At 61.0% G+C, this 22,638-nt stretch carries 23 protein-coding genes; 10 read left to right on the top strand and 13 right to left on the bottom strand.

Going from position 1 to position 22,638, the window contains the following annotated elements:
- Positions 1 to 161: 161 nt before the first annotated feature.
- The 4 genes from rpsT to hslO form a co-directional block, all read right to left on the bottom strand.
- Positions 162 to 428: a 30S ribosomal protein S20 gene (gene rpsT / locus BUB54_RS07475; protein WP_048879397.1), complete on the bottom strand. Its 267-nt coding sequence runs from the start codon at positions 426 to 428 to the stop codon at positions 162 to 164.
- Between the two features lie 85 nt (positions 429 to 513).
- Positions 514 to 858 (bottom strand): cupin domain-containing protein, encoded by a 345-nt coding sequence (locus tag BUB54_RS07470; protein ID WP_048879396.1) that lies wholly within the window; start codon positions 856 to 858, stop codon positions 514 to 516.
- On the bottom strand, positions 858 to 1,613 hold the full coding sequence (locus tag BUB54_RS07465) for a hypothetical protein (RefSeq protein ID WP_048879395.1): 756 nt from the start codon (positions 1,611 to 1,613) through the stop codon (positions 858 to 860). Before BUB54_RS07465 ends, BUB54_RS07470 begins: the two co-directional genes overlap by 1 nt.
- Positions 1,610 to 2,572, bottom strand: coding sequence for an Hsp33 family molecular chaperone HslO (hslO, locus tag BUB54_RS07460; protein ID WP_048879394.1), 963 nt, complete (start codon positions 2,570 to 2,572; stop codon positions 1,610 to 1,612). The genes BUB54_RS07465 and hslO overlap by 4 nt, the downstream gene beginning before the upstream one ends.
- A gap of 67 nt (positions 2,573 to 2,639) precedes the next feature.
- Between hslO and rfaE1 the strand changes: the two genes are divergently transcribed.
- Together rfaE1 and BUB54_RS07450 are read left to right on the top strand one after the other, a co-directional pair.
- Positions 2,640 to 4,100 (top strand): D-glycero-beta-D-manno-heptose-7-phosphate kinase, encoded by a 1,461-nt coding sequence (rfaE1, locus tag BUB54_RS07455; protein WP_048879393.1) that lies wholly within the window; start codon positions 2,640 to 2,642, stop codon positions 4,098 to 4,100.
- Positions 4,097 to 4,780 carry a GNAT family N-acetyltransferase gene (locus BUB54_RS07450; protein ID WP_048879392.1) on the top strand — a complete coding sequence of 228 codons (684 nt, stop codon included), beginning with the start codon at positions 4,097 to 4,099 and terminating at the stop codon, positions 4,778 to 4,780. The genes rfaE1 and BUB54_RS07450 overlap by 4 nt, the downstream gene beginning before the upstream one ends.
- Positions 4,781 to 4,823: 43 nt before the next feature.
- On the opposite strand, the gene BUB54_RS07445 is transcribed toward BUB54_RS07450, so the two are convergent.
- The 6 genes from BUB54_RS07445 to petA form a co-directional block, all read right to left on the bottom strand.
- Entirely contained in the window at positions 4,824 to 5,453 is a 630-nt protein-coding gene (locus BUB54_RS07445) for a carbonic anhydrase (RefSeq protein WP_217652455.1), read from the bottom strand.
- A 337-nt stretch (positions 5,454 to 5,790) separates the two neighbouring features.
- Positions 5,791 to 7,029: an MgtC/SapB family protein gene (locus BUB54_RS07440; RefSeq protein ID WP_048879390.1), complete on the bottom strand. Its 1,239-nt coding sequence runs from the start codon at positions 7,027 to 7,029 to the stop codon at positions 5,791 to 5,793.
- Positions 7,030 to 7,054: 25 nt separating this feature from the next.
- A complete protein-coding gene (locus BUB54_RS07435) occupies positions 7,055 to 7,543 on the bottom strand; it encodes a uracil-DNA glycosylase family protein (protein WP_342351559.1) in 489 nt (162 codons plus the stop codon).
- 77 nt (positions 7,544 to 7,620) lie between these two features.
- The gene (locus BUB54_RS21430; protein ID WP_073211412.1) at positions 7,621 to 8,328 is read right to left on the bottom strand and encodes a cytochrome c1; all 708 of its coding nucleotides are present in this window, start codon (positions 8,326 to 8,328) and stop codon (positions 7,621 to 7,623) included.
- Positions 8,325 to 9,398, bottom strand: coding sequence for a cytochrome b N-terminal domain-containing protein (locus BUB54_RS07425; RefSeq protein WP_048879388.1), 1,074 nt, complete (start codon positions 9,396 to 9,398; stop codon positions 8,325 to 8,327). The genes BUB54_RS21430 and BUB54_RS07425 overlap by 4 nt, the downstream gene beginning before the upstream one ends.
- A 10-nt stretch (positions 9,399 to 9,408) precedes the next feature.
- Positions 9,409 to 9,966: a ubiquinol-cytochrome c reductase iron-sulfur subunit gene (gene petA, locus BUB54_RS07420; RefSeq protein WP_048879387.1), complete on the bottom strand. Its 558-nt coding sequence runs from the start codon at positions 9,964 to 9,966 to the stop codon at positions 9,409 to 9,411.
- Between the two features lie 104 nt (positions 9,967 to 10,070).
- Here petA and hemF point away from each other — a divergent pair, with 104 nt between their 5' ends.
- A complete protein-coding gene (gene hemF / locus BUB54_RS07415) occupies positions 10,071 to 10,922 on the top strand; it encodes an oxygen-dependent coproporphyrinogen oxidase (RefSeq protein WP_048879386.1) in 852 nt (283 codons plus the stop codon).
- 36 nt (positions 10,923 to 10,958) lie between these two features.
- On the opposite strand, the gene BUB54_RS20720 is transcribed toward hemF, so the two are convergent.
- Positions 10,959 to 11,426, bottom strand: a complete 468-nt coding sequence (locus BUB54_RS20720) for a hypothetical protein (protein ID WP_073211409.1) — start codon at positions 11,424 to 11,426, stop codon at positions 10,959 to 10,961.
- A gap of 243 nt (positions 11,427 to 11,669) precedes the next feature.
- Here BUB54_RS20720 and BUB54_RS07405 point away from each other — a divergent pair, with 243 nt between their 5' ends.
- The 7 genes from BUB54_RS07405 (at position 11,670) to BUB54_RS07375 (ending at position 18,820) form a co-directional block, all read left to right on the top strand.
- Entirely contained in the window at positions 11,670 to 11,957 is a 288-nt protein-coding gene (locus BUB54_RS07405; RefSeq protein ID WP_158320096.1) for an FtsB family cell division protein, read from the top strand.
- A gap of 288 nt (positions 11,958 to 12,245) precedes the next feature.
- A complete protein-coding gene (gene pdhA, locus BUB54_RS07400) occupies positions 12,246 to 13,205 on the top strand; it encodes a pyruvate dehydrogenase (acetyl-transferring) E1 component subunit alpha (protein ID WP_139284829.1) in 960 nt (319 codons plus the stop codon).
- Positions 13,206 to 13,210: 5 nt separating this feature from the next.
- Entirely contained in the window at positions 13,211 to 14,548 is a 1,338-nt protein-coding gene (locus BUB54_RS07395; RefSeq protein ID WP_048878584.1) for a pyruvate dehydrogenase complex E1 component subunit beta, read from the top strand.
- Between the two features lie 18 nt (positions 14,549 to 14,566).
- Complete coding sequence (locus tag BUB54_RS07390; RefSeq protein ID WP_048878583.1) at positions 14,567 to 15,838, top strand: pyruvate dehydrogenase complex dihydrolipoamide acetyltransferase; 1,272 nt, start codon at positions 14,567 to 14,569, stop codon at positions 15,836 to 15,838.
- Between the two features lie 88 nt (positions 15,839 to 15,926).
- The gene (lpdA, locus tag BUB54_RS07385) at positions 15,927 to 17,321 is read left to right on the top strand and encodes a dihydrolipoyl dehydrogenase (protein ID WP_048878582.1); all 1,395 of its coding nucleotides are present in this window, start codon (positions 15,927 to 15,929) and stop codon (positions 17,319 to 17,321) included.
- Between the two features lie 48 nt (positions 17,322 to 17,369).
- A complete protein-coding gene (gene lipA / locus BUB54_RS07380; RefSeq protein ID WP_048878581.1) occupies positions 17,370 to 18,323 on the top strand; it encodes a lipoyl synthase in 954 nt (317 codons plus the stop codon).
- Positions 18,320 to 18,820, top strand: coding sequence for a type II toxin-antitoxin system RatA family toxin (locus BUB54_RS07375; RefSeq protein ID WP_048878580.1), 501 nt, complete (start codon positions 18,320 to 18,322; stop codon positions 18,818 to 18,820). Before lipA ends, BUB54_RS07375 begins: the two co-directional genes overlap by 4 nt.
- Positions 18,821 to 19,024: 204 nt before the next feature.
- Here the strand turns inward: BUB54_RS07375 and BUB54_RS07370 are convergent, their stop codons facing one another.
- Positions 19,025 to 19,744, bottom strand: coding sequence for a C40 family peptidase (locus BUB54_RS07370; protein ID WP_048878579.1), 720 nt, complete (start codon positions 19,742 to 19,744; stop codon positions 19,025 to 19,027).
- Positions 19,745 to 19,748: 4 nt separating this feature from the next.
- A complete protein-coding gene (gene uvrA / locus BUB54_RS07365; RefSeq protein ID WP_048878596.1) occupies positions 19,749 to 22,616 on the bottom strand; it encodes an excinuclease ABC subunit UvrA in 2,868 nt (955 codons plus the stop codon).
- Positions 22,617 to 22,638: the final 22 nt, after the last annotated feature.

Below are 22,638 nucleotides of genomic sequence, written 5' to 3'. Positions count from 1 at the left end.
AAGAAAAAACTTTCTTGCGCCCGATTCTTTATGGAGTTACCCAAATCGTCTCAAACCCAGACACAGAAAACCGCCGCATCTTGCCATTACAACAAGATGACGGCGGCTGAGAAAATGTACAGTTTTTGATACAGAGGCTAAACCTCCGCATCACTCCTTAATCAGGCAGCAACAGCCTTCACGCTGGCAGAAAGACGAGAAAGCTTCCGCGCAACCGCGTTCGCCTTCAGCACGCCCTTGCCAGCAGCACGCTGCAGCTCCGGCTGAGCGGCGATGAAAGCAGCCTGGGCGGCAGCTTTGTCACCAGCAGCCACAGCTTCTTCCACCTTACGGATGAAGCTATGCACACGAGACTTACGCGCCTTATTGCGCGCCGTGCGCTTCAGCGTCTGGCGGATGCGTTTCTGGGCAGATGCGATATTGGCCATGTTATCCGAACAAAAATTGGTGTGTAATGGAGCGCGCCCTCTAAACCGGCCAGCGCGCCGCGTCAAGCATTAAGCTGAAGGGCTCCTATTCGTGGATCACCCAGCTCTTGCGCATGTGGGCGCGCACCTCCCATGTGCCTGTAAACCCGGGTTCAATCACGAACTTATCCCCAGGTCCTGCCTCAATCCGGCGGCCATCATCACCTTCCACCACGCAAGCGCCGGAGATGATCTCCATATATTCCCACTCGCTATAAGCGATGCGCCACTTGCCAGGACTCGCCTCCCATTCACCGGCGGCCAGCTTCCTGGCGGTGTTTTCATACAGCACGAAGGTCCGCGCCATGGGCTCGCCTTCGAGCACTTTTTCCGCTGGTATCTTTTCCCATTCGGCGATACCGGCTCGCGGCAGCAAAGCAAGCTTGGTCATTATTGAGCGCTTCCTAGAGCGGCCGGGCCTGCTCCGGGCAGGTAAGTGGGCACGGCCTTGTTATTGTTGGTCTGCCCGGACGCGGCGGTTGCCGCGCTGGTGCCGCTGCTCTTAGCACCGGACACCGTCGCCACGCCAGGAGGGGCAGTCAGTGGCGCTGCCTGAATGGCACCGCCTCCATCCCCAGCCGCCTCGGAGGCCGAAGCGGCACTGGCCCCGCTATTGGTCCAGGAGACCCAGTTCGGCATGTTCTTCTGGATCTCATATTGCAGCTGCACATTCATCTGTGTCATCAACCGCTTGGTCAGGCCGTAAAGCGCGGCCCGCATATCATCGGCATGGCCGGAATCCGGTGCGGTCTGGCTGGCGCTGACGCTGGCCTCGGTAAAACCGGTGGAATGCCCGTTGGCGCTGGCCAGATTCAGGTCCACCGTCATCGCCCCGGTCAGGGTGCCGTTCACGTCATCCACATATACATTCTGCACCGTCACCGTCGCCGTGCCGGGCTGGCCCGCAGGCTGCAAACGCTGTTTGAGCATCGCAATCAGCGTATCGGCAGGCGGAGCGGGGTCCATTGCCGCAGTCTGCGCCTGGGATGGCGTCGGCGTGTAGGCGTTCACCACATTGACCTGCGACACTTTCAGCAGGATCGGCGGCAAATACGAATAATCCAGTGGTCGAAAGCTGGGCGCGGGCGGGGTTGAGCCGCAAGAGGCCAGCATCAACAAGGGCAGCGCAAAAACAAGTCGTTTCATTCACTCGCTCCAGCTTCAGTCGGGTTTGGCCGCCCGGCGACATCATTGCGCGCAAAGCGGAAATCGAAATTACAAAATTCGCAGGTCATCACGATCTGCCCTTCCACGGCCATGTGGTCCAGATCCTCCTGGTTGAACCCTTCGAGGATGCCGCCCAGGCGCTGGCGCGAGCAGCGGCAGCCGAAACTAAGCGTGCGCGGCTTGGAAACCGCCACCCCCTCGCCATGGAACAGCCGGTAGAGCAGCCGCTCGGGGGAGAGCACGTCATCCAGCAACTCTTCCGCCGTCACCGTCTCGGCCAGAATACTTGCGGTGCGCCATGCTTCCGCCTGTTCATCCTCCGAAATTTCCGGCCCCACGCCGCCAGCGCCCGCCACGCGCTCCATCACCAGGGCAGAGGCCCGCCATCCCGCCTCCGTCTCTCCCGCCGCCAAAAAAACGCGCGCGGACAGCTGTTCAGAGGTGGCGAAGTAATATTCCGTCATATCCGCTAGGCTTTCGCCCTCAATCGCCACAATACCCTGGCTCGGGTCGCGGTCCAGCCCCTGGTCCACCGTGAAGGCGATATAGCCTTTACCCAAAAGCTGGCGTGCCGTGGCCGCCTCGGGAATGTCAGCATCTTCGCTCACGCGCACATAGCCGCGCAGGGCGCCGGCCTCGGTGCAATCCACCACCAGCATCGGCACCGGGCCGTCACCACGGATCTGGATGGAAAAAGAGCCTTTGAATTTCAACGCCGTGGAAAGCCCCGCCGCCAGCGCCAGCGCCTGCCCCAGCAGCACGCGCACCGGAGCCGGATACTCATGGCGGGAAAGCAGTGTGGCGCCCAAAGGCCCCAGCCGCACCAGCCGCCCGCGCACCGGGCGCTCGGGCAGATAGAACGGCGTCACGCCGCGCGGCACGGAGAGGTCCGGCACTTGCGGCCGGGTGGAATCGAGAAAAGCCGGAAGTTCTGTCATGATGTACGACAAATAAGCATGTTTTTGCGCCGTTGCCAGAAGGCCGGGGGCGCGTTAGCGGTTTCCCATGGCCAATGATTCCTCTGCCGACCTCGGCGCCTATGTGAAGAAACTCTCCCGCGCCAGCGTGCTGGTGGTGGGCGACGCAATGCTGGACCGCTATGTCTATGGCGAAGTCAATCGCGTAAGCCCCGAGGCGCCGGTGCCCATTCTCACCGTCACTCGGGAGGTGGCGATGCCCGGCGGGGCGGGCAATGTAGTGCGTAACCTCACGGCGCTGGATACCTCTGCCGCCTTCGTCTCTGTGGTGGGAGACGACCAGGCCGGGTCCGACCTTACCGGCCTCATCGGCGGGCAAGAGCGGGTGGAGCCCTGGCTACTGGTGCAAAACGGCCGCACCACCACCCTGAAAACCCGCTATATCGCGCAAGGCCAACACCTCATCCGCGCCGACCGCGAGGAAACGCTGGCCTTGCCCGAAAAGCTGAGCGAACGCCTAATCCGCATCGCGCTGGACGCCATGGCCGCCACCTCCGTCACTGTGCTGTCCGATTATCGCAAAGGTGTGCTCAGCGCCCCGGTGTGCGTGGCTCTGATCGAAGGCGCAAAGAAGCTGGGTCGCCCCCTCATCGTCGACCCCAAAGGGCGGGATTATGAGCGTTATCGCGGCGCCGACGTGCTCACCCCCAACCGTAAGGAGTTGGCCGAGGCCACCGGCATGCCCGTGGACACGGAGGCGCAGATCGTCGCCGCCGCCCAGGCTCTGCGCGAGAAGCACGAATTCGGCGCGGTGCTGGTCACCCGCTCCGAGGACGGGATGAGCCTGATCACCTCCGCCGAGGTCCGCCATTACCCCGGTGAAGCGCGGGAAGTGTTCGACGTCTCCGGCGCCGGAGACACCGTGGTCGCCGCTCTGGCCGCCGCCATTGCCGCCGAGGTTCCGCTGCCGGAAGCCGCTCGCCTAGCCAACATCGCGGCAGGCATCGTGGTGGGCAAGGTCGGCACCGCCGTAGCACGGCCTTCCGACATTCTCAGCCACATCGCCCCCGCCACCGGAGCGCTGCAAAAAGTCGTCACCGCCTCCGCCGCAGCTGAAATGGCCGAGCGCTGGCGCCTGCGCGGCTATAAGGTCGGCTTCACCAATGGCTGTTTCGACCTGCTGCACCCTGGCCACGTGCATTTGCTGGAACAATGCCGCGCCATGTGCGACCGACTCATCGTCGGCATCAATTCCGACGCTTCGGTCTCCCGGCTGAAAGGCCCCACGCGCCCAGCCCAGGGCGAAGCCGCCCGCGCCGCCGTGCTGGCCTCCCTGGCCTCCGTCGACCTAGTTTGCGTGTTCGATGAAGACACGCCGATCGAGCTGATCAAGCGCATCCGACCAGATATGCTGATCAAAGGCGCCGACTACACGCGTGAGACCGTGGTCGGCGCGGATCTGGTTGAAGGCTGGGGCGGCAGCGTGGCGCTGGCGGACCTTCTGCCCGGCCACTCCACCACCGCCACGCTGGCCCGATTGCGCGGATGATGTCCCTGCCCATCGGCCCCGAGGTGGATAGCTGGCCGCGCCCGTTACCCTCCCGCCAGAAATTCCAGGGCAACCGCGTGGCACTGGAACCGCTCTCCCGCCGCCATGCGCGGGAGTTGTTCGAGGCCGCTCAATTTGCCGAGGACAGCTTCACTTATATGTCCTTCGGCCCCTGGCCCAGCGTGGCGGCGGTGGAAGCACTGATCGCCGCCCATTGCGCCGACCCCTCGGCCGCCTTCTGGGCGGTTCGTCCGGTCACGCTGGGGCGCGTCTGCGGGTTCTTGTCACTGATGAATGTCGAACCGCACAACGCCGCCATTGAACTCGGCAGCATCTGGTTCGGTCCCGAACTCCGCCGCACCCGCGCCGCGACGGAAGCCATATTCTTGCTCCTGCGCCACGCGGCGGATGACCTTGGCTATCGCCGCCTCGTCTGGAAGTGTAACGCCCTTAACGAGCCCTCCAAACGCGCCGCGCTCCGTCTGGGTTTTTCGTACGAAGGCACGTTGCGCGCACACATGGTGGTTAAAGGCCGCATACGCGACACGGCCATGTTCTCTCTTCTCGGCGTTGAATGGCCCACTCGGCGCGATGCGATTTTGTCGTGGCTGGATGAGGCGAATTTCGATGCCGAGGGCAATGCGGTGAAGTCACTGGCGGAGCTACGCGAACAATCTTGAGGCGGTGAGGCCAAAGTAGCAGCCTCCCACGCTTTAGGCTGGTTCAGCTCAGCAACGTGACCTCTCCCGTATCCAACGCATAATAGCCGGACGCGACTTTGAGTTTCTTCTGCTTGATCAGCGCCGCGAGGACCGGCGACGCCGTGGCCAGAATATGCGCCTGAATTTCAGCGTTATCCTTGATTGTCGCTTCGAAATTACCATCGCCCTCATCAACCGCCTGACGTAACGGGGCATAAAGGTCGCTGATCTGCCCTGGCACTTCCTTGCCCGCCATTGCCGCCTTTACCGCGCCGCAGCCGCTATGCCCCAGCACCAAAATCACGCTGGTGCCCAGCACAGCCGCACCATATTCAAGGCTGGCAATCACTTCAGACGTGGCGATATTGCCCGCCACACGGGTGATAAACAGGTGGCCAATGCTCTGGTCGAATATAATCTCCGGAGGCACGCGTGAATCCGCGCAGGACAGCACAGCGGCAAACGGCTCTTGTTTTGCCACCGTATTTTTCTTCAAAACCGACAAATCTTCATCGAAAGACGTCAGCTGGGCCTTCATAAACCGCTTATTACCCGCCATCAGTTTAGCGAGCGACGCTTCCGGGGCGAGAGCCGTTTGCGCCATCGCTTTCCGGGACAACATAGCCGACGCGCCAATAACACCCGCCGTCATCAAGCCTGTACGTATAAAACCGCGCCGCGAGGGCCTACCAACTTCATGCCTTTTTCCACCACAACAACTGCAAACGAAATCCGCCATAATAAATCTCCCTGCGTTGTTCTGCTATCGGGCTTATATGTTGTACGGTCTGTGCACTGCCGCGAGGCCATATCGATAGCGTTAATTTCTTTTATAGCAGGCATAAGAGGAAATTAAAGCAAAAGTAGCAAAATGCCCAACGCCCCCTAAAGTAGCCATGACGCAAAGACTGCTAGCTCACTAAATTTAATCGCAAACGGCAACAAAACTCCAAACTACTGCTGCTAATGTCACTAATCAAAATAACTTCTTAAACCGTCATAGAAACAGCCAGCCACGCTGCTACGGTTGCCCCCACAATGCCCGGCACAATACGCAGCACAAATGCACGGCTGCCAATACTCGCCGCCACCACCAATTTCGACATGGTATTACTCGTCACCGCCACAAGAATCGGCATAACAGCCGCCGCCGGAACCATTTTGCCGGAAGCAACCAGCGACGCGATGGAGATCGTCGGAGAATGCGCATCCGCAAAGCCCGCAACAGCCGCACCGACCGTTACTCCTGCTTCTCCCAACCAGTCTCTCAAAGCCGCCGCCCCCACCAGCATCATAGCGATCATCGCGGCCAACCCAAGCGCCCCCGCGATATTGAAAGCCCGCCCCGGCTCAATTTCAGCCTTCCCGCCGGCACCCGCCTTCCGCAACGCAAACCCGCCCGCGTAAAGCGCCGCGAACCCGCCCCCCGCGAGCAAAGCGGGCGCCAGCAGCAGCAGCGTGGGGCGCGAAACCGCCGTCAGCAAAAACGCAATCTGCACAAAAGTCGCCACGGTCGAAAACATCGCCCCCGCAACGGCCGCATCCAGGTTGGCGGAGGCGCGTTTTGCCCGCCCCGCCATCGCGCCAACCGTCGCCGTGCTGGACACAAATCCGGAAGCAAGCCCTGCAATCGGCAAACCAAAGCGTGCCCCCAGCCCTCGCGCCGCAGCATGGCCGCCCGCGCCGATAGCCATGATCAAGATCACCAGAAACCAGAGACTATGCGGATTAAGCGCCTGAAACGGCCCCAAATAACGGTCAGGTAATTGCGGCCAAACAATTAGCGTCGCAACCGCGAAAATCAGCCCGTCCGTTACCTCCCCGGCGGTCAGAACGCGCGTGACAAAGCTGTGCAACGCCTCCTTCACGGCAAAAATAACCGCAACCGCCGCGCCAAGACCGGCAGCCAGACTCGCATCGGACATCGCCAAACCACCCAGCAACGGCGTGACCAGCAAGCCCATTTCAGTTGTAAGCCCCGGGTCATCGCCCCGGTCCCGGGAGTAAGATAAAGCCGTGAGCACCATCACGCCAACCATCACAAGTGCCAGAAATATCCGGCCGCCCAGATGCACCGCAACCGCCCCCAGCAAAGACACAAGCGTAAAGGTCCGTATGCCCGCCGGGCGCCGCCCTGCTCCGCCTCCCTTGGAGCGTTCGCGCTCAAGGCCAATCAGCAGCCCAATGCCAAGTGAGACGCTCAGTCCAAACCACGCGGATGCAATCATGACCCGGCTCTTACCCCGCTTCTCCTCATCCGGCTTGCGTCAACCGCGCCACCTCCGCCCGCAATCGCGGCAAAATCTCTTCTCCAAACCAAGAGTTTTTCCGCTCCCATCCGCTTGTCCGCCAGGACGGATGTGGTAAGGCCAAAAACCGCCCGCCTGGCATCTGCACCCGGACATTTTCCGTCATGCTGCCCTTGCCCAGATACCGCCGCTGCGCGTAACCGCCCACAAGGAGAATCAGTTCCAACCGTTCCATCCCCACCAGCAATTTCTCATGCCAGAGCGGCGCGCATTCCGGCCGCGGCGGCGCGTCCCCGCCATTGGGTAAGCGGCCTGGATAGCAAAAACCCATCGGCATGAAGGCGAGCTTCGCCTCATCGTAAAAAATCTCGCGGCCAATTCCCATCCAGCCCCGCAGCCGGTCGCCGGAAGCATCGTCAAACGGCAGACCGCTCGCATGCACCTTCGTCCCCGGCGCCTGAGAGATCACCAACAGCCGCGCGGTGCGGGACACGCGGAACACCGGTCGCGCGCCCAACGGCAATGCCTCGTGGCACAGGCGGCACGCCCGCGCCTCTGCCGCAACGCCGTTCAGCCCTCCTCCCGCCAGATCCGCCGTTTGACCAGCAGCGCTACAATCGTGAGGAACGCGAAGAACAGCACCGCCCGCAGCCCCACCGCATGCCGTGCCGAAAGATTGGGGTCTGAAGCCCATGTTAGAAACTCCGCCACATCCGCCGCCTCCTGTGCCGTGCTGGCCTTGGCGCCATCGGCATAGGTTACTGCGTTATCGCGCAGCACGGCGGGCATGGAAACCTGCCCGCCCGGAAAGACGGCATTATAAAAGTGCCCGGGCAACAGAGAAACACCCGCCGGGGGAGGTCCAAAGCCGGTGAGAAAATCATAGACATACCGGGTTCCGCCAGGGCGCTGCGCCACGATGTTTGAAAGATCAGGCGGCGTTGCCCCGCCCATACTGATCGCCCCTGGCGTCTTGAACCGGGAATTCAGCGTGGCGGGCTGCCCATTCGCCAGCCTCACATTGGCGGCAATGCCCGCCACCTGCGCTGGCGTCAGCCCTAGCCCTTCCAAATCCCGGTAATGCAGGCCATGCAGGCTATGGCAGCTCGCGCATACACCCTCATACACGGCAAAACCACGTTGCGCGGCGGCTTTGTCGATGGTGCCGGACCAGCCCTGGGACTGAAAATGCAGAGGTGATAGCGTGTCCTCCGCCCGCGCCGCACCGCTTGCCAACACCCCCACCGCCAGCAGGGGCGCAAAAAAACGACGCATCATGCGGCCTCCATCGCGGTCACAAGCGGGGTGAGAACGAGGAAATGGAAAAAAACCCAGGCGCTGCACAAGGCCGCCAGCATTGGCCCTGCCACGCCCAGCACCAGAATATCCAGCCCTAACAACCAGATCAGCACCTTATATAGCCGCCTAGGCGGCGCGCCGTTGGAGCGGTCCAGCCAGGGCAACGCGTATAACAATACAAACAGCACCATAACCGCCAGAACCTGTCCACCCACGCCAGGCAGCAGCCCGGCCAGCCTGGCCAGCGGCCACAGATACCATGGATAGGAAACCGGCACGGCCACCAGCAGCGGCGTGGGCGCGAAAACGCTTTGCATCCCCTGCCCCCAATGCGGGGCAAACCCCAGCAGCAGGGAAAAAACCAAAGCCAGCCCGGCCAGCGCCGCGAAATATTGCGACGCATAAACCGGCCAGAAGGCCACCACTTGGCCATTGGGCACCGGTTTGGCCCGCTTGGCCGCCCGGCTGGCCATGCAAATCAGCCCTGCCGCCCCCAGCGCCAGCACGGCGTGCAACACCAGCAACCTAGCCAGCGTATCGCCCCCCGCTGGGCCGCCGAAGAACCACATCGCCACCGTGCCAGGAAATCCGGACATCATCACCGCCGCGCGCGTGGCATTCAGCAGCGCCCAATGCCCGCCCGCTCCACCTTGCAGTACAAACCCCAGCCACCCGGTCAGCAGCAGGACGGCCAGCAGCGTCACCCAGAGCATCCAGGACATCGCTCCTGCCCCTCGATAACCGCGAACCAGCAACGTGCGGAACAGATGCAGCCCCAGCAGCGCGAACACGAGCCCTGCACCAACACGATGATAACCCAGCATCAGCCAGCCACCTTGTACCCCGCGCATGATCCCCTGCACCGACCAAAACGCGTGACGCGGATCATAATAAACCGCCAGCACTGCGCCCGAGGCAAGTAGCACCAGAACCAACGCTGCCAGCAGCACTGGCAATGTCGCCGCCCATGGCGCACCGGGCGCTCTGTCCTTGCGCGTCCAACCGGCACAGAGGCATGTCAGCCCGGCTTGTTTTGCTTCCATTTGCATGTCCGCCCCCTTAGCCAAGTTGAATCTGATCTGGATTGATGAAGCTGAACCGGGGAATCACGAGATTCCGGTGCGCCGGGCCGACGCGCACCCGCCCCAGCACGTCATACTGGCTGCCATCGCACGGGCAGACCCAGCCGCCATAATCCCCTTGCGAATCCCCAGGGTTGCTTCCCTCCAGCTCGCAAGGCGTACCGGTATTCTGCCCAAACACCACCACGAAATGCGGATTGCCAGGTGCCACGCGCGACGCCACGCTCGCCGGGTCCGGCAGGCTAGAAACGGCAACCGCCGCTTCATCGGCCAGTTGTTTATCCGTCAGCCGCCTAATCAACACGGGCAGCCCCACCCATTGCACGGTTTTCACGCTATCCGGGGCAATGTCCGAAATCGTGACAATCGGCCGGGCGCGCGCCGTGCTAGCCGCATCCGGGTTCAACGCATCGATCAACGGCCAGATAACCGTGACCGTCCCCACGGCGCCCCCCGCCATGGCCAGAATTCTCAAGAAATCGCGCCGGGATTCTGCCCCATGCGCCGCAGTCGCGTCCGCTGTTGGTTCAGCCATGTTTCGCTCCCTGGAAGATTGCCTCTCCCTGATTCCCAGCGTGGCGGCTGCCCGCGAAAATTTCAAGAGTGGATTGAAGACGGAGCATGGCCTAAGCAGGCGCCATGACCAGCATCCCGCCGCATGAACAGCTAAAATCCGAGGCCAGTGCTTGGTTCGCCACCTTACGCGACCGCATCTGCGCTGAATTCGAAGCCATCGAACAAGAAGCCGGTAGCACCGCCCGCTTCGCCCGCACCAGCTGGGACCGGCCCGGCGGCGGCGGCGGCATGATGAGCGTTCTGCGGGGCCAGGTGTTCGAAAAAGCCGGGGTCAACATCTCGGTGGTGGAGGGCGAGTTCACGCCGGACTTCGCCGCCAAAATCCCTGGCACCGAGGCTGGCGCCAAATTCTGGGCGGCGGGCATCTCCCTCGTGGCACATCCCCGGAGTCCAAAGGTCCCGGCCGTGCACATGAACACGCGCATGATCGTCACCGCCAAGGGCTGGTTTGGTGGCGGTGGCGACCTCACCCCCCTACAACCCGGCACGCCAGAAGCCAAGGAAGACGCCGCCTTTTTCCACGCTGCCTACAAGGCCACCTGTAATAAGCACGACCCTGGTTATTACGAAAAATTCAAAAAATGGTGCGACGAGTATTTCTACTTGCCGCACCGAGGCGAACCGCGCGGCGCGGGCGGTATTTTCTACGACTATCTGGATAGCGGCAACACGGCGGATGATTTCGCCTTCACCCGCGATGTGGGCGAAGCCTTCCTGGCCGCTTATCCGCCTATCGTCAGGCGCCGCCAGGGCGCACCCTACACATCGGCGGAGCGCGAAGCCCAGCTCATCCGCCGCGGGCGTTATGTGGAGTTCAACCTGCTTTACGACCGCGGCACGACATTCGGCCTGAAAACTGGCGGCAATACAGAAGCAATTTTAATGTCTATGCCGCCCGAGGTGAAATGGCCCTGACTGCAAAATAGCCGGAGTTGACTCCGGCTATTCCTGTCAGGGGGTAATGCCAATGCCGCCCGGCGTGATCACGATGAATGGCATCGGTGCCACCACTACGGGCGGCGGAGGCGGCGGGGGTGCATAATAAACCGGCGGCGGGGGCGGCGGGGGCGGCGGGGGTGCATAATAAACCGGCGGCGGCGCGGCATAAACCGGAATCCCTGGCCTCCAGACTGGCATCGGGCCTACATACCCATAAGCAGGCCCCCACCCCACATACCAATGCCAATGATGGTCGTAATCCCACCAGCCATGGCCATGCCAGTTATGATAAGGTTGGCCGTGCCAATGATCATGATCGCCGCCCCAACCGGGGCCACCGGGCGGGCCGCCATGCCAGCCGCCAGGGCCATGGTCACCATACCCGCCGTGATTATCCCAATCCGCCATGGCGGGGGCGGCAGTGGCCGCGGCCAGGCCCGAGGCCACAATGCCGGTTAAGAGCCAATGTCGCATATTCATCAGGGTGTCCCCTTTACCAAAACTCTACTTATATGGTGTCCGGCCATGGCAACACCACGCCGCAACCAGGGCAGAATCATGGCGCGGCATGAACTTTCGTTAAATTTATTAAAATCATAAAGATACAGCAAAAACCTCTTGCGAAATCCGGCAGATTGGCGAAAAGTTGCAATCACTTCAGGCTTCACAACTGTCAGGGTTTTCCTTTTGCTTCGTGCAATTAAAAACCGTCTTCGTGGGTTAGTGGCGCCAGCGATCTTTCTGGCGCTGACCTATTATTTCGGCTGGAACGCCGTACATGGAAAAAGCGGGCTGGAGGCTCAGGCCAAAGAGCATCAGCAGCTTGCCACCGCGCAGCAGCAAGCGGACGCTGTGCATCAACGCCTAGTGATGTGGCAGACCAAGGTGGCCTCTCTCTCTGGCCAGGCCATCCAGCCAGACATGCTGGACGAGGAAGCCCGGAACGTGCTGAATCTTGCCAATCCCGGGGATCTGGTCGTCGACCTACCCACTTCAAAATCAGACGAATAAACATTTCCTTTTGCGCCCCAGCCTATGCGGCAGCAGTGCCCTGAGCGTCTGCTTTTGTAATTTTATTTCATACTCCAACTACATAGTGACGGCTGGAAGCGCCAATTAACCATAAGTAAGTTAATTTAATTTTTTGCACTTGCGAAGCAGGGTTTTTCAAAAACTCTACTTGCGCTGCATGGCAACATTGGCCTAGCTGCCAACAGTCTGAGCACAAACCGGGAGCCAAGAGACATGGCCACAAGCCCTGACAAAACCAGGAAAGCCACTAAAAAACCCGTTGATATGATGGGTAAGGACGAGCTTCTCTCCGCCTATGAAAACATGCTGCTAATTCGCCGCTTTGAAGAAAAAGCTGGTCAGCTCTACGGCATGGGCCTCATTGCCGGGTTCTGCCATCTTTATATCGGGCAGGAAGCTGTTGTTGTCGGCATGCAGCATTGCCTGAAGGAGGGTGACGAGGTCATCACCTCTTACCGTGACCACGGCCATATGCTGGCCTGCGGCATGGACCCGAAAGGCGTTATGTCCGAGTTGACCGGGCGCATCGGCGGCTATTCCAAGGGGAAGGGCGGCTCCATGCACATGTTCTCGAAGGAGAAGGGCTTCTTCGGCGGACATGGCATCGTGGGCGCGCAGGTGTCTCTGGGCGCGGGCCTCGCTTTTTCCAACTGGTACCGCGAGAACGATAATGTCTGCCTGACCTATTACGGTGAAGGCGCCTCCAACCAGGGGCAGGTTTATGAGAGCTACAATCTGGCCGCGCTCTGGAAGCTGCCGGTTGTGTTCATCATCGAGAATAACCGCTACGCCATGGGCACCTCGGTCGAACGCGCAACCGCCTCGCATGACCTTTCGCATAATGGCCTGCCCTGGGGCATGCCGAGCCTCGCCGTGGACGGCATGGACGTCATGGCCGTGAAGGCGGCGGGTGAGCAGGCCGTGGCGCATTGCCGCGCGGGCAAAGGCCCCTTCCTGCTGGAGATGAAGACCTACCGTTATCGCGGCCACTCAATGTCCGACCCGGCGAAGTACCGCACCCGCGAGGAAGTGCAGAAGATGCGCGCTGAGCATGACTGCCTGGATTCCGCCAAGAAGAAGCTGGAAGAGCTGGGCATGTCTGAAGCCGAGCTGAAGAAGCTGGACGAGGCCGTGAAGGCGCGCGTGCAGGAAGCGGCGGATTTCTCCCAAAGCTCGCCGGAGCCTGATCCTTCCGAACTTTATACTGACGTGCTGGTGGAGGGTTAAGCGCCATGACCGATATTCTGATGCCCGCTCTCTCCCCCACCATGACCGAGGGCAAGCTCGCCAAATGGCTCAAGAATGTGGGCGATGAGGTGAAGTCCGGCGATATTCTGGCCGAGATCGAGACCGACAAGGCGACCATGGAAGTGGAAGCCGTGGATGAAGGCACCCTCACCGAGATTGTGGTGCCGGAAGGCACTGAGGGCGTTGCGGTTAACGCCGTTATCGCAAAGCTGAATGGTGGTTCTGAAACCGCCCAGCCTGCCCCCGCACCTGCGCCAAAGGCCGAGGCGCCAGCCCCGGCCTCTCCCGCACCAAAGCACCACGTTCCCGCCACCGTGCAGGAGCCGGTGGAAAAGGAATGGGGTCCGACCAAGACCATGACAGTGCGCGAAGCTCTGCGCGAAGCCATGGCCGCCGAAATGCGCGCGGATAAGGACGTGTTCCTGATGGGTGAGGAAGTCGCCCAGTATCAAGGCGCCTACAAGGTCTCCCAGGGCTTGCTAGACGAATTCGGTCCCAAGCGCGTGATCGACACACCGATCACCGAGCATGGCTTCACCGGCCTTGCCGTGGGTGCGGCGATGAACGGGCTGAAGCCGATCCTGGAGTTCATGACCTTCAACTTCGCCATGCAGGCGATTGACCAGATCATCAACTCCGCCGCCAAGACGCTTTATATGTCCGGCGGCCAGATGGGCGCGCCCATCGTGTTCCGCGGCCCGAATGGTGCGGCGGCACGCGTCGCGGCCCAGCACAGCCAGTGCTATGCTTCCTGGTACGCGCACTGCCCCGGCCTGAAGGTGATTGCCCCCTGGTCCGCGGCTGACGCCAAGGGTCTGCTGCGCGCTGCCATCCGCGACCCGAATCCGGTGATCTTCCTGGAAAACGAGATCCTGTACGGCCACTCCTTCGAGGTGCCGGAAGACGAGGATTTCATCCTGCCGATTGGCAAGGCCAAGGTTGAACGCCAGGGCACGGACGTCACCATCACCGCCTTCTCCATCATGGTGGACACCGCGCTGAAGGCGGCGGACAAGCTGGCAGAGCAAGGCATCTCTGCCGAGGTGATCAATCTGCGCAGCATACGCCCGCTGGATATCGAGACCATCGTGAGCTCGGTGAAAAAGACCAACCGCGTGGTGAGCCTGGAAGAAGGCTGGCCGTTCGCGGGCATCGGCTCCGAGATCATCTCCACCGTGGTCGAGCATTGTTTCGACTGGCTGGACGCCCCGCCCGCCCGCGTGGCTGGTGTGGATGTACCCATGCCTTATGCTGCGAACCTCGAAAAACTGGCGCTGCCCCAGCCTGACTGGGTGGTGGACGCCGTGAAAAAGCTCTTTTGATCCGGGAGGCGTTCAAACATGGCCATTAATATTCTGATGCCCGCCCTCTCGCCCACTATGACCGAGGGCAAGCTTGCCAAATGGGTCAAGCAGGAAGGCGACGAGATCAAATCCGGCGACGTGATTGCCGAGATCGAGACCGACAAGGCGACCATGGAAGTGGAAGCCGTGGATGAAGGCTTCCTCGCCAAGATCCTCGTGCCGGAAGGCACCGAGGGCGTGGTGGTGAACAGCGTGATCGGCGTGATTACCGCTGAAAAAGGCGAGAAGGTGGATGCCCCGGCCGCATCACCCGCGCCGGCCCCCGCCCCGAAGGCGGAAGCTGCCGCGCCGCCAGCCCCCGTCCCCGCTACCACAGCGGCTCCAGCTCCAACTGCGCAGGGTGAGCGAATCTTCGCCTCGCCGCTGGCCAAGCGCATTGCCAAGCAGAGCGGCATTGACCTGTCCACCATCAAGGGCTCCGGCCCGAATGGGCGGATCGTGAAGGCCGATGTAGAAGGCAAGCCCGCCGCCGCACCGAAGTCCGAAGCCGCGCCCACACCGGCAGCCGCACCGGCCGCAAAGGCTCCTGCCCCCGCACCGGTCATCACTGCGCCGCACACGAAGCTACCGAACTCTACCATGCGTAAAGTCATCGCCCGGCGCCTGACGGAGTCCAAGCAGAACGTCCCGCATTTCTACCTCACGGTAAATATCGAGCTCGACAAGCTGCTGGCCTTGCGCGCCGAACTCAACGGCAAATCCCCCAAGGATGGCCCAGGCGCGTTCAAGCTCTCGGTAAACGATCTCATTATCAAAGCTTGCGGCATCGCGCTGCGCCGTCACCCGAACGTGAATGCATCCTGGACCGATGAAGCGATCATTCAGTATGACGAGGTGGACATCTCCGTTGCTGTGGCGATCCCGGATGGGCTCATCACCCCGATCGTGAAGGGGGCAGACAAGCTTGGTCTGGCCGCGATCTCCAACAACATGAAGGATCTGGCGGGCCGCGCGAAGGCGGGCAAGCTGAAGCCCGAGGAATTCCAGGGAGGCGGCTTCTCCATCTCCAATCTCGGCATGTTCGGCATCTCGGACTTCTGCGCCATTGTGAACCCGCCCCAGGCCGCCATTCTGGCCGTGGGTGCGGGTGAGAGGCGCCCCGTGGTCAAGGATGACGAGATCAAGATCGCAACCGTGATGAGCGCCACCCTCTCCACCGACCACCGCGTGGTGGATGGCGCGGCGGGCGCTGAATTCCTGCAAACGCTGAAAGCCTTGATCGAAGAGCCGCTCGGCCTGCTGCTCTAAACCAATGGCCGGGGTACGCCCCGGCCCCAAGGTCCCAACGTTTTTGCGCCGCTTTTCTCAGAAGGTGGCTTAAAAAAGGAACTCCAAAATGGCTGACAAATTCGACGTGATCGTGGTGGGCGGCGGGCCAGGCGGCTATGTCGCCGCCATCCGCGCCGCGCAGCTCAAGCTGAAAGTGGCGCTGGTCGAGGCCAAGCATCTCGGCGGAATCTGCCTGAACTGGGGCTGCATCCCTACCAAGGCCCTGCTTCGCTCGGCTGAAGTTAAACATCTGATCGACCATGCCGATGCGTTCGGCATCTCGGTTGGCGATGTGAAAGTGAACCTGGCGAAGGTGGTGGCGCGCTCGCGGGCCGTCTCCAAGCAGCTTTCCAGCGGCATTGGCCACCTGATGAAGAAAAACAAAGTCACCGTGTATGATGGCTTTGGCAAGCTGGCCGGCAACGGCAAGCTCTCCGTCACCAAGGACGGCAAGCCCGTCGCGGAGCTAGAATCCCCCCACATCATCCTGGCCACCGGGGCGCGGCCGCGCCAGATTCCGGGGCTGGAGGTGGATGGCAAGCAGATCATCTCCTATTTCGAGGCGATGGTGCCAGAAACCCTGCCGAAATCCATGTTGATCATGGGCTCGGGCGCCATCGGCATTGAGTTCGCCAGCTTCTACAACACGCTTGGCGTGGATGTGACGGTGGTGGAGATGGTGGACCGGATCATGCCGGTCGAGGACGCCGAAATCTCCGCCCTGGCGCGCAAGGCTTTCGAGAAGCAAGGCATCAAGATCCTCACCTCAGCTGTGGTGAAGAAGACCGATAAAGGACCAAATGCCGTGAAGGTCACGGTTGAGGTCGGCGGCAAGAGCCAGGTGTTCGAGGTCGAGAAGGTGATCTCGGCGGTAGGCATTGTCGGCAATGTCGAGAATATTGGGCTGGATGGCACCAAGGTACAGGTGGATCGCACCCACGTCGTCGTGGATGGTTATGGCCAGACTGGCGAAAAGGGCGTGTACGCCATTGGCGACCTCGCGGGGCCGCCCTGGCTGGCGCATAAAGCCAGCCACGAGGCGATCGTCTGCGTTGAAAACATCGCGGGCCTCAATCCGCACCCGTTCGAGACCGGCAACATCCCCGGCTGCACCTACGCCCACCCGCAGGTGGCCAGCGTGGGCCTGACCGAGGCCAGGGCCAAGGAGCAGGGCTACGAGGTAAAAGTTGGCCGCTTCCCGTTCATCGGCAACGGCAAGGCGATTGCCCTGGGCGAGCCAGAAGGTTTGGTGAAAACCGTGTTCGACGCCAAGACCGGCGCGCTGCTCGGCGCGCACATGATCGGCGCGGAAGTCACCGAGATGATCCAGGGCTATGTGGTCGCCCGCCAACTGGAGACCACGGAGGCTGAATTGATGGAAACGGTGTTCCCCCACCCCACCATCTCGGAAGCCATGCACGAATCCGTCCTTGACGCATTTGGACGGGTCATCCACTTCTAATCTACCCGGCGCCCCCGCGAGGGGGCGCTTTTTTAGGTAAAGACGGAAATGGCCACACGTATCGAGATCGACCACCGGGTCCGCCACCCGGAAAAGCAGCACCGCCCGGACAACCCGATTGCCCGCAAGCCGTCCTGGATCCGCGTGAAAGCGCCAACCCACCCCGTGTATCACGAGACCAGGGCGCTGATGCGCGAGAAGAAGCTCGCCACCGTGTGCGAGGAAGCCTCTTGCCCGAATATTGGGGAATGCTGGTCCCAGCGTCACGCAACCATGATGATCATGGGCGAGATCTGCACCCGCGCCTGTTCCTTCTGCAACGTTTCCACCGGCCTGCCATCCGCGCTGGACCCTGAGGAGCCCCAGCGCGTGGCAGAGGCCGTGGCCCAGCTTGGCCTGCGGCATGTGGTTATCACCTCCGTGGACCGTGACGACGTACCCGATGGCGGTGCTGCACATTTTGCCGCCGTCATCGCCGCTGTCAGGCAGACCGCACCGGAAACCACCATTGAGATTCTCACCCCGGACTTCCTGCGCAAGCCAGGGTCCGTGGAGGTTGTCACCCGCGCCAAGCCAGACGTGTTCAACCATAATTTCGAGACCGTGCCGCGCCTCTACCCCACCATCCGCCCAGGTGCGCGCTATTATCAGTCCATCCGCCTTCTGGATCAGGTGAAGCAAATCAACCCGTCGATCTTCACCAAGTCCGGCCTCATGGTCGGACTGGGCGAAAGCAAGTCCGAAATCTCCCAGGTGATGGACGATCTGCGCATCGCGGATGTGGATTTCATCACCATCGGCCAGTACCTCCAACCCACCGCGAAGCACGCGGCGGTGGAGAAATTCTGGACACCGGAGGAGTTCGAGGAATTGGCAGCCATGGCCCGCGCCAAGGGGTTCCTGCAAGTGGCGGCCACGCCGCTCACCCGCTCCTCCTACCATGCTGATGCCGATTTTGAGGGGCTGCGCGCGGCGCGGGCAAAGCAGCTGGCAGCGGCGTGACCAAGCACGCGCAACAAAAGATTGTTCCCTACACCCCGCAACAGCTCTACGCGCTGGTGGCGGACGTAGGGAAATACCCAAAATTTCTGCCTTGGTGCGTGGGGGCAAGGGTCCGCAGCCACATCAATAACCTGATGATAGCGGATCTAACGATCGGTTTTGGCCCCTTCCGGGAGAGCTTTACCTCCCGCGTCACGCTCCTGCCCGGCTCAGGCGAGGGGCCCTGCGCCATCCGCGTGGAATATGAAAAGGGCCCGTTCAAATATCTGTATAACCGTTGGGACTTCGCCCCGCACAGCCAGGGCTGCCAAGTAGATTTCTTCGTGGATTTCGAGTTCCGCAATGCGCTTCTGCAAAAAGCCATCGGCTCGGTGTTTACTGAGGCGGTGCATATGATGGTCAACGCCTTCCTTAAACGCGCCGCCGCGGTTTATGGCGCCCTCCCCGCCGCGCGCCCCACCAACGCCAGCTCTCAGCCCGCCACACAGACCAAATAACGGCTACGGCACCGGCTTATACCCCAGCGCTCCCCCTGCTCCCTAAAATGCGCGAGCAGACTGGGATAATACCTTTGCCGCCGGTCAAAACAAACAATTCCCCCCGAACCAGGATAACAACACAATACGCGGCAGGGGGCGGGATGATTGTAACGACATTCGGACAGACGCTAGCGCACCGCTTTTATATCGTCCATGCGCGACTTAGGTCGCCCAGATGAGATTATGATGGTCGAACGGCCGCGGCATATCCGGCTTGATGACGTGGAAATAAGGGGAAATATCAAAGTCGCGCGGCGTGAACAGGCCGGTATCATGGATATGATAGATTTCCTTCATCTTGGCGCTGGCGGCCCGGCTGCTTGCCATCACCGTGGTGATCTCCGGCAGAATGGGATACCGCACGGCCTGAAACGCCTCCGCCACCAAGGTGGAGCAGATAGCGCGACTGGGGTCCGCCGACCCCACCGCAATCGCCCGGCGGCGCCAAGCGCTCGGTACCGGCAGCGGTAGCATATACCGCGCCAGATCGAACACATGCTTCAAGTCATATTGCATGCCCAAACGTGACTCGGCATGGGCAATGATAATGTCCGCATCCTCCACCGTCAGGCTGATCGGCCGGCAGACGCGCAAATGATAATTTTCAAGCTCCGCCACGGAAAAGCGCCGCACGCCGAGCAGCATATCCGCCTCGATGCAGACGCCGTCCCCGGCATAAAGCACGGCATGCGACCAAGTGGATTGGGTGAGATATTTGATCACCGCACTGACACGCAGATTCCCCTCCACTAGAATCACATCACCTTTATGCAACAGCGATGTCAACACCGCGATATCCACCGGCAAGGCGGGCGCAGTTTGCATTTCCTGAGTGAGAAAGCCCGCAATCCAACGCCCAATATACCGGCGGATATGATTCATGGTCTTATGCCTTCTTCCTGGCCTTCACCGGCTTCTGCGCCAAGAGCGGGGCCAGAAACTTCCCGGTGTAACTCCCTTTCGCGGCCGCGATATGCTCCGGCGTGCCGGTGGCGATCACCCGACCGCCGCCATCCCCACCTTCCGGGCCGATATCAATGATATGATCGGCAGTTTTAATGACTTCAAGATTATGCTCAATCACGATGATGGTATTGCCCGCATCTACCAGCGCGTGCAGCACCTCCAGCAGCTTGCGGATATCCTCGAAATGCAGGCCGGTGGTGGGCTCGTCCAGAATATAAAGCGTGCGGCCGGTGGCGCGGCGGGCAAGTTCCTTGGCCAACTTGATACGCTGCGCTTCACCGCCCGAAAGCGTGGTGGCCTGTTGGCCGAGCTTGATATAGCCCAGCCCCACGCGGACAAGAATGCTAAGCCGGTCGTGAATTTTCGGCACGGCGGAGAAAAACGCCAGTGCCTCATCCACCGACATATCCAGCACATCGGCAATGGATTTGCCGCGGAACTTCACCTCCAGAGTCTCACGGTTATAGCGCTTGCCCTTACAGGTGTCGCAGGTCACGAACACATCCGGCAGGAAGTGCATCTCAATCTTCAGCACGCCGTCGCCCTGACACGCCTCGCAGCGCCCGCCTTTCACGTTGAAGCTGAAGCGCCCCGGCTTGTACCCGCGCGCCCGGCTTTCCGGCAGCTCAGAGAACCAATCTCGGATCGGCGTGAACAAATCCGTATAGGTCGCGGGGTTGGAGCGCGGCGTGCGGCCAATGGGCGACTGGTCGATGTCGATGATCTTATCGAGTTGCTCCATTCCCTCAATCTTGTCGAACGGCGCGGGCACCTGGCCGGACCCCATCAGCCGCCGTGAAAGCGCTTTGTAGAGCGTGTCGATTACCAGCGTGGACTTGCCGCCGCCAGATACGCCAGTCACGCAGGTAAACAGCCCCAGCGGAAATTCCGCTGTGACGTTCTTCAAATTATTCCCACGCGCGCCAACAAGTTTTATCTTCCGGCTGCGCTGGACCGGGCGGCGCATCGGCACTGCGATGGCCCGGCGGCCAGAGAGATAATCGCCGGTGATGGATTTGGGATTGGCAGCAACCGCCTTGGGCGCACCCTGCGCCACCACATGCCCGCCATTAATCCCGGCTCCCGGCCCCATATCCACCAGATGATCAGCGGCGCGGATCGCATCCTCATCATGCTCCACCACCAGCACGGTGTTGCCGAGATTTTTCAGCCGGTTCAGCGTGCCGAGCAGCCGCTCATTGTCACGCTGATGCAGGCCGATGGAGGGTTCATCCAGCACATACAGAACCCCGGTCAGCCCGGACCCGATTTGTGAAGCCAACCGGATACGCTGGCTCTCCCCGCCTGAAAGCGTCGCTGAGCTGCGCGCCAGCGTGAGATAATTCAACCCGACATCCAGCAGAAATTGCAGCCGCTCCTCAATTTCCTTCAGGATACGTGCTGCGATTTCCAAACGCTGCGGCGTCAGCGTGGCCGCCACCCCCGCAAACCAGTCACGCGCATCATCAATTGAAAGCTCCGCTACCTCGGCGAGATTTCTCTCCGCCACCTTCACCGCCAGCGCCTCGGGCTTCAGCCGCGCGCCGTTACAGGCCGCGCACGGGCGCTCGGCATGATAGCGGGACAGTTCCTCACGCACCCAGGCGGAATCCGTTTCCTTATATCGCCGTTCAAGGTTTTTAATGATACCCTCAAATGGCTTCACGACATTATAAGCGCGGCTAGAATCCTTGTAAGTGAATTTTATATCCTCCTTTCCAGAACCAAAGAGAAACACCTCCCGCACATCCTCCGGCACATCCTCCCAGGCGGTGTTCAGCTTCACGCCATAATGCTTGGCAAGGGCGGCGATGGTCTGGTCGTAATAAGGCGATTGCGCATTGGCCCAAGGGGCGACGGCATTATCATCCAACGCACGCTGCTCATCCGGGATCACGAGATGCGGGTCGAAATAAATCTCATGCCCCAGCCCGTCACAAACCGGGCAGGCACCGTGGGGGGAGTTGAAGGAGAACAGGCGCGGTTCGATCTCCTCGATGGTGAAGCCGGAGACCGGGCAGGCAAAGCGCGAGGAAAACACCGTATGCTCACCATTATCCGCGTTCTCGGCATAAACAATTCCTTCCGTCAGCCCCAGCGCCGTCTCGAAGGAATCCGCCAGCCGCTGCTCCAAACCGGGCTTCACCACCACCCGGTCCACCACCACTTCAATATCGTGCTTCAGCTTTTTGTTCAGCGCTGGCGCCTGATCGATCTCGTAGATTTTTCCATCAATCTTGGCGCGGGTGAAACCCTTGCGCTGAAACTCCGCCAGTTCTTTTCTGTACTCCCCCTTGCGGCCGCGAATCACTGGGGCCAGCAGCAACAGGCGGGTGCCCTCCGGCATCGCCATCACCCGGTCCACCATCTGGCTGACGGTCTGCGCTTCAATCGGCAGGCCAGTGGCGGGTGAATACGGCACCCCCGCCCTCGCCCAAAGCAGACGCATGTAATCATGGATCTCTGTCACCGTGCCGACGGTGGAGCGCGGATTTTTCGAGGTGGTTTTCTGCTCGATCGAAATCGCGGGCGAAAGCCCCTCAATCGCATCCACATCCGGTTTGCCCATCAGTTCCAGAAACTGCCGCGCATAGGCGGAGAGGCTCTCCACATAGCGCCGCTGTCCTTCGGCATAGATGGTATCAAACGCCAGCGAGGATTTTCCCGACCCGGAGAGGCCGGTAATGACGGTCAGTTGCTCGCGGGGAATCTGGATGTCGATATTTTTCAGATTATGTTCGCGCGCACCGCGGACGGTAATGAAGCCCGCGCCCTTCTGCTCCGCCATGTTCTGCCCCAAATGTTCGTGT

The sequence above is a fragment of the Acidocella aminolytica 101 = DSM 11237 genome (assembly GCF_900129125.1).
In the GTDB taxonomy this organism is placed as follows: domain Bacteria; phylum Pseudomonadota; class Alphaproteobacteria; order Acetobacterales; family Acetobacteraceae; genus Acidocella; species Acidocella aminolytica.
Note: the sequence above shows the minus strand (reverse complement) of the source record. Positions and strands in the feature narration are given on the sequence as shown.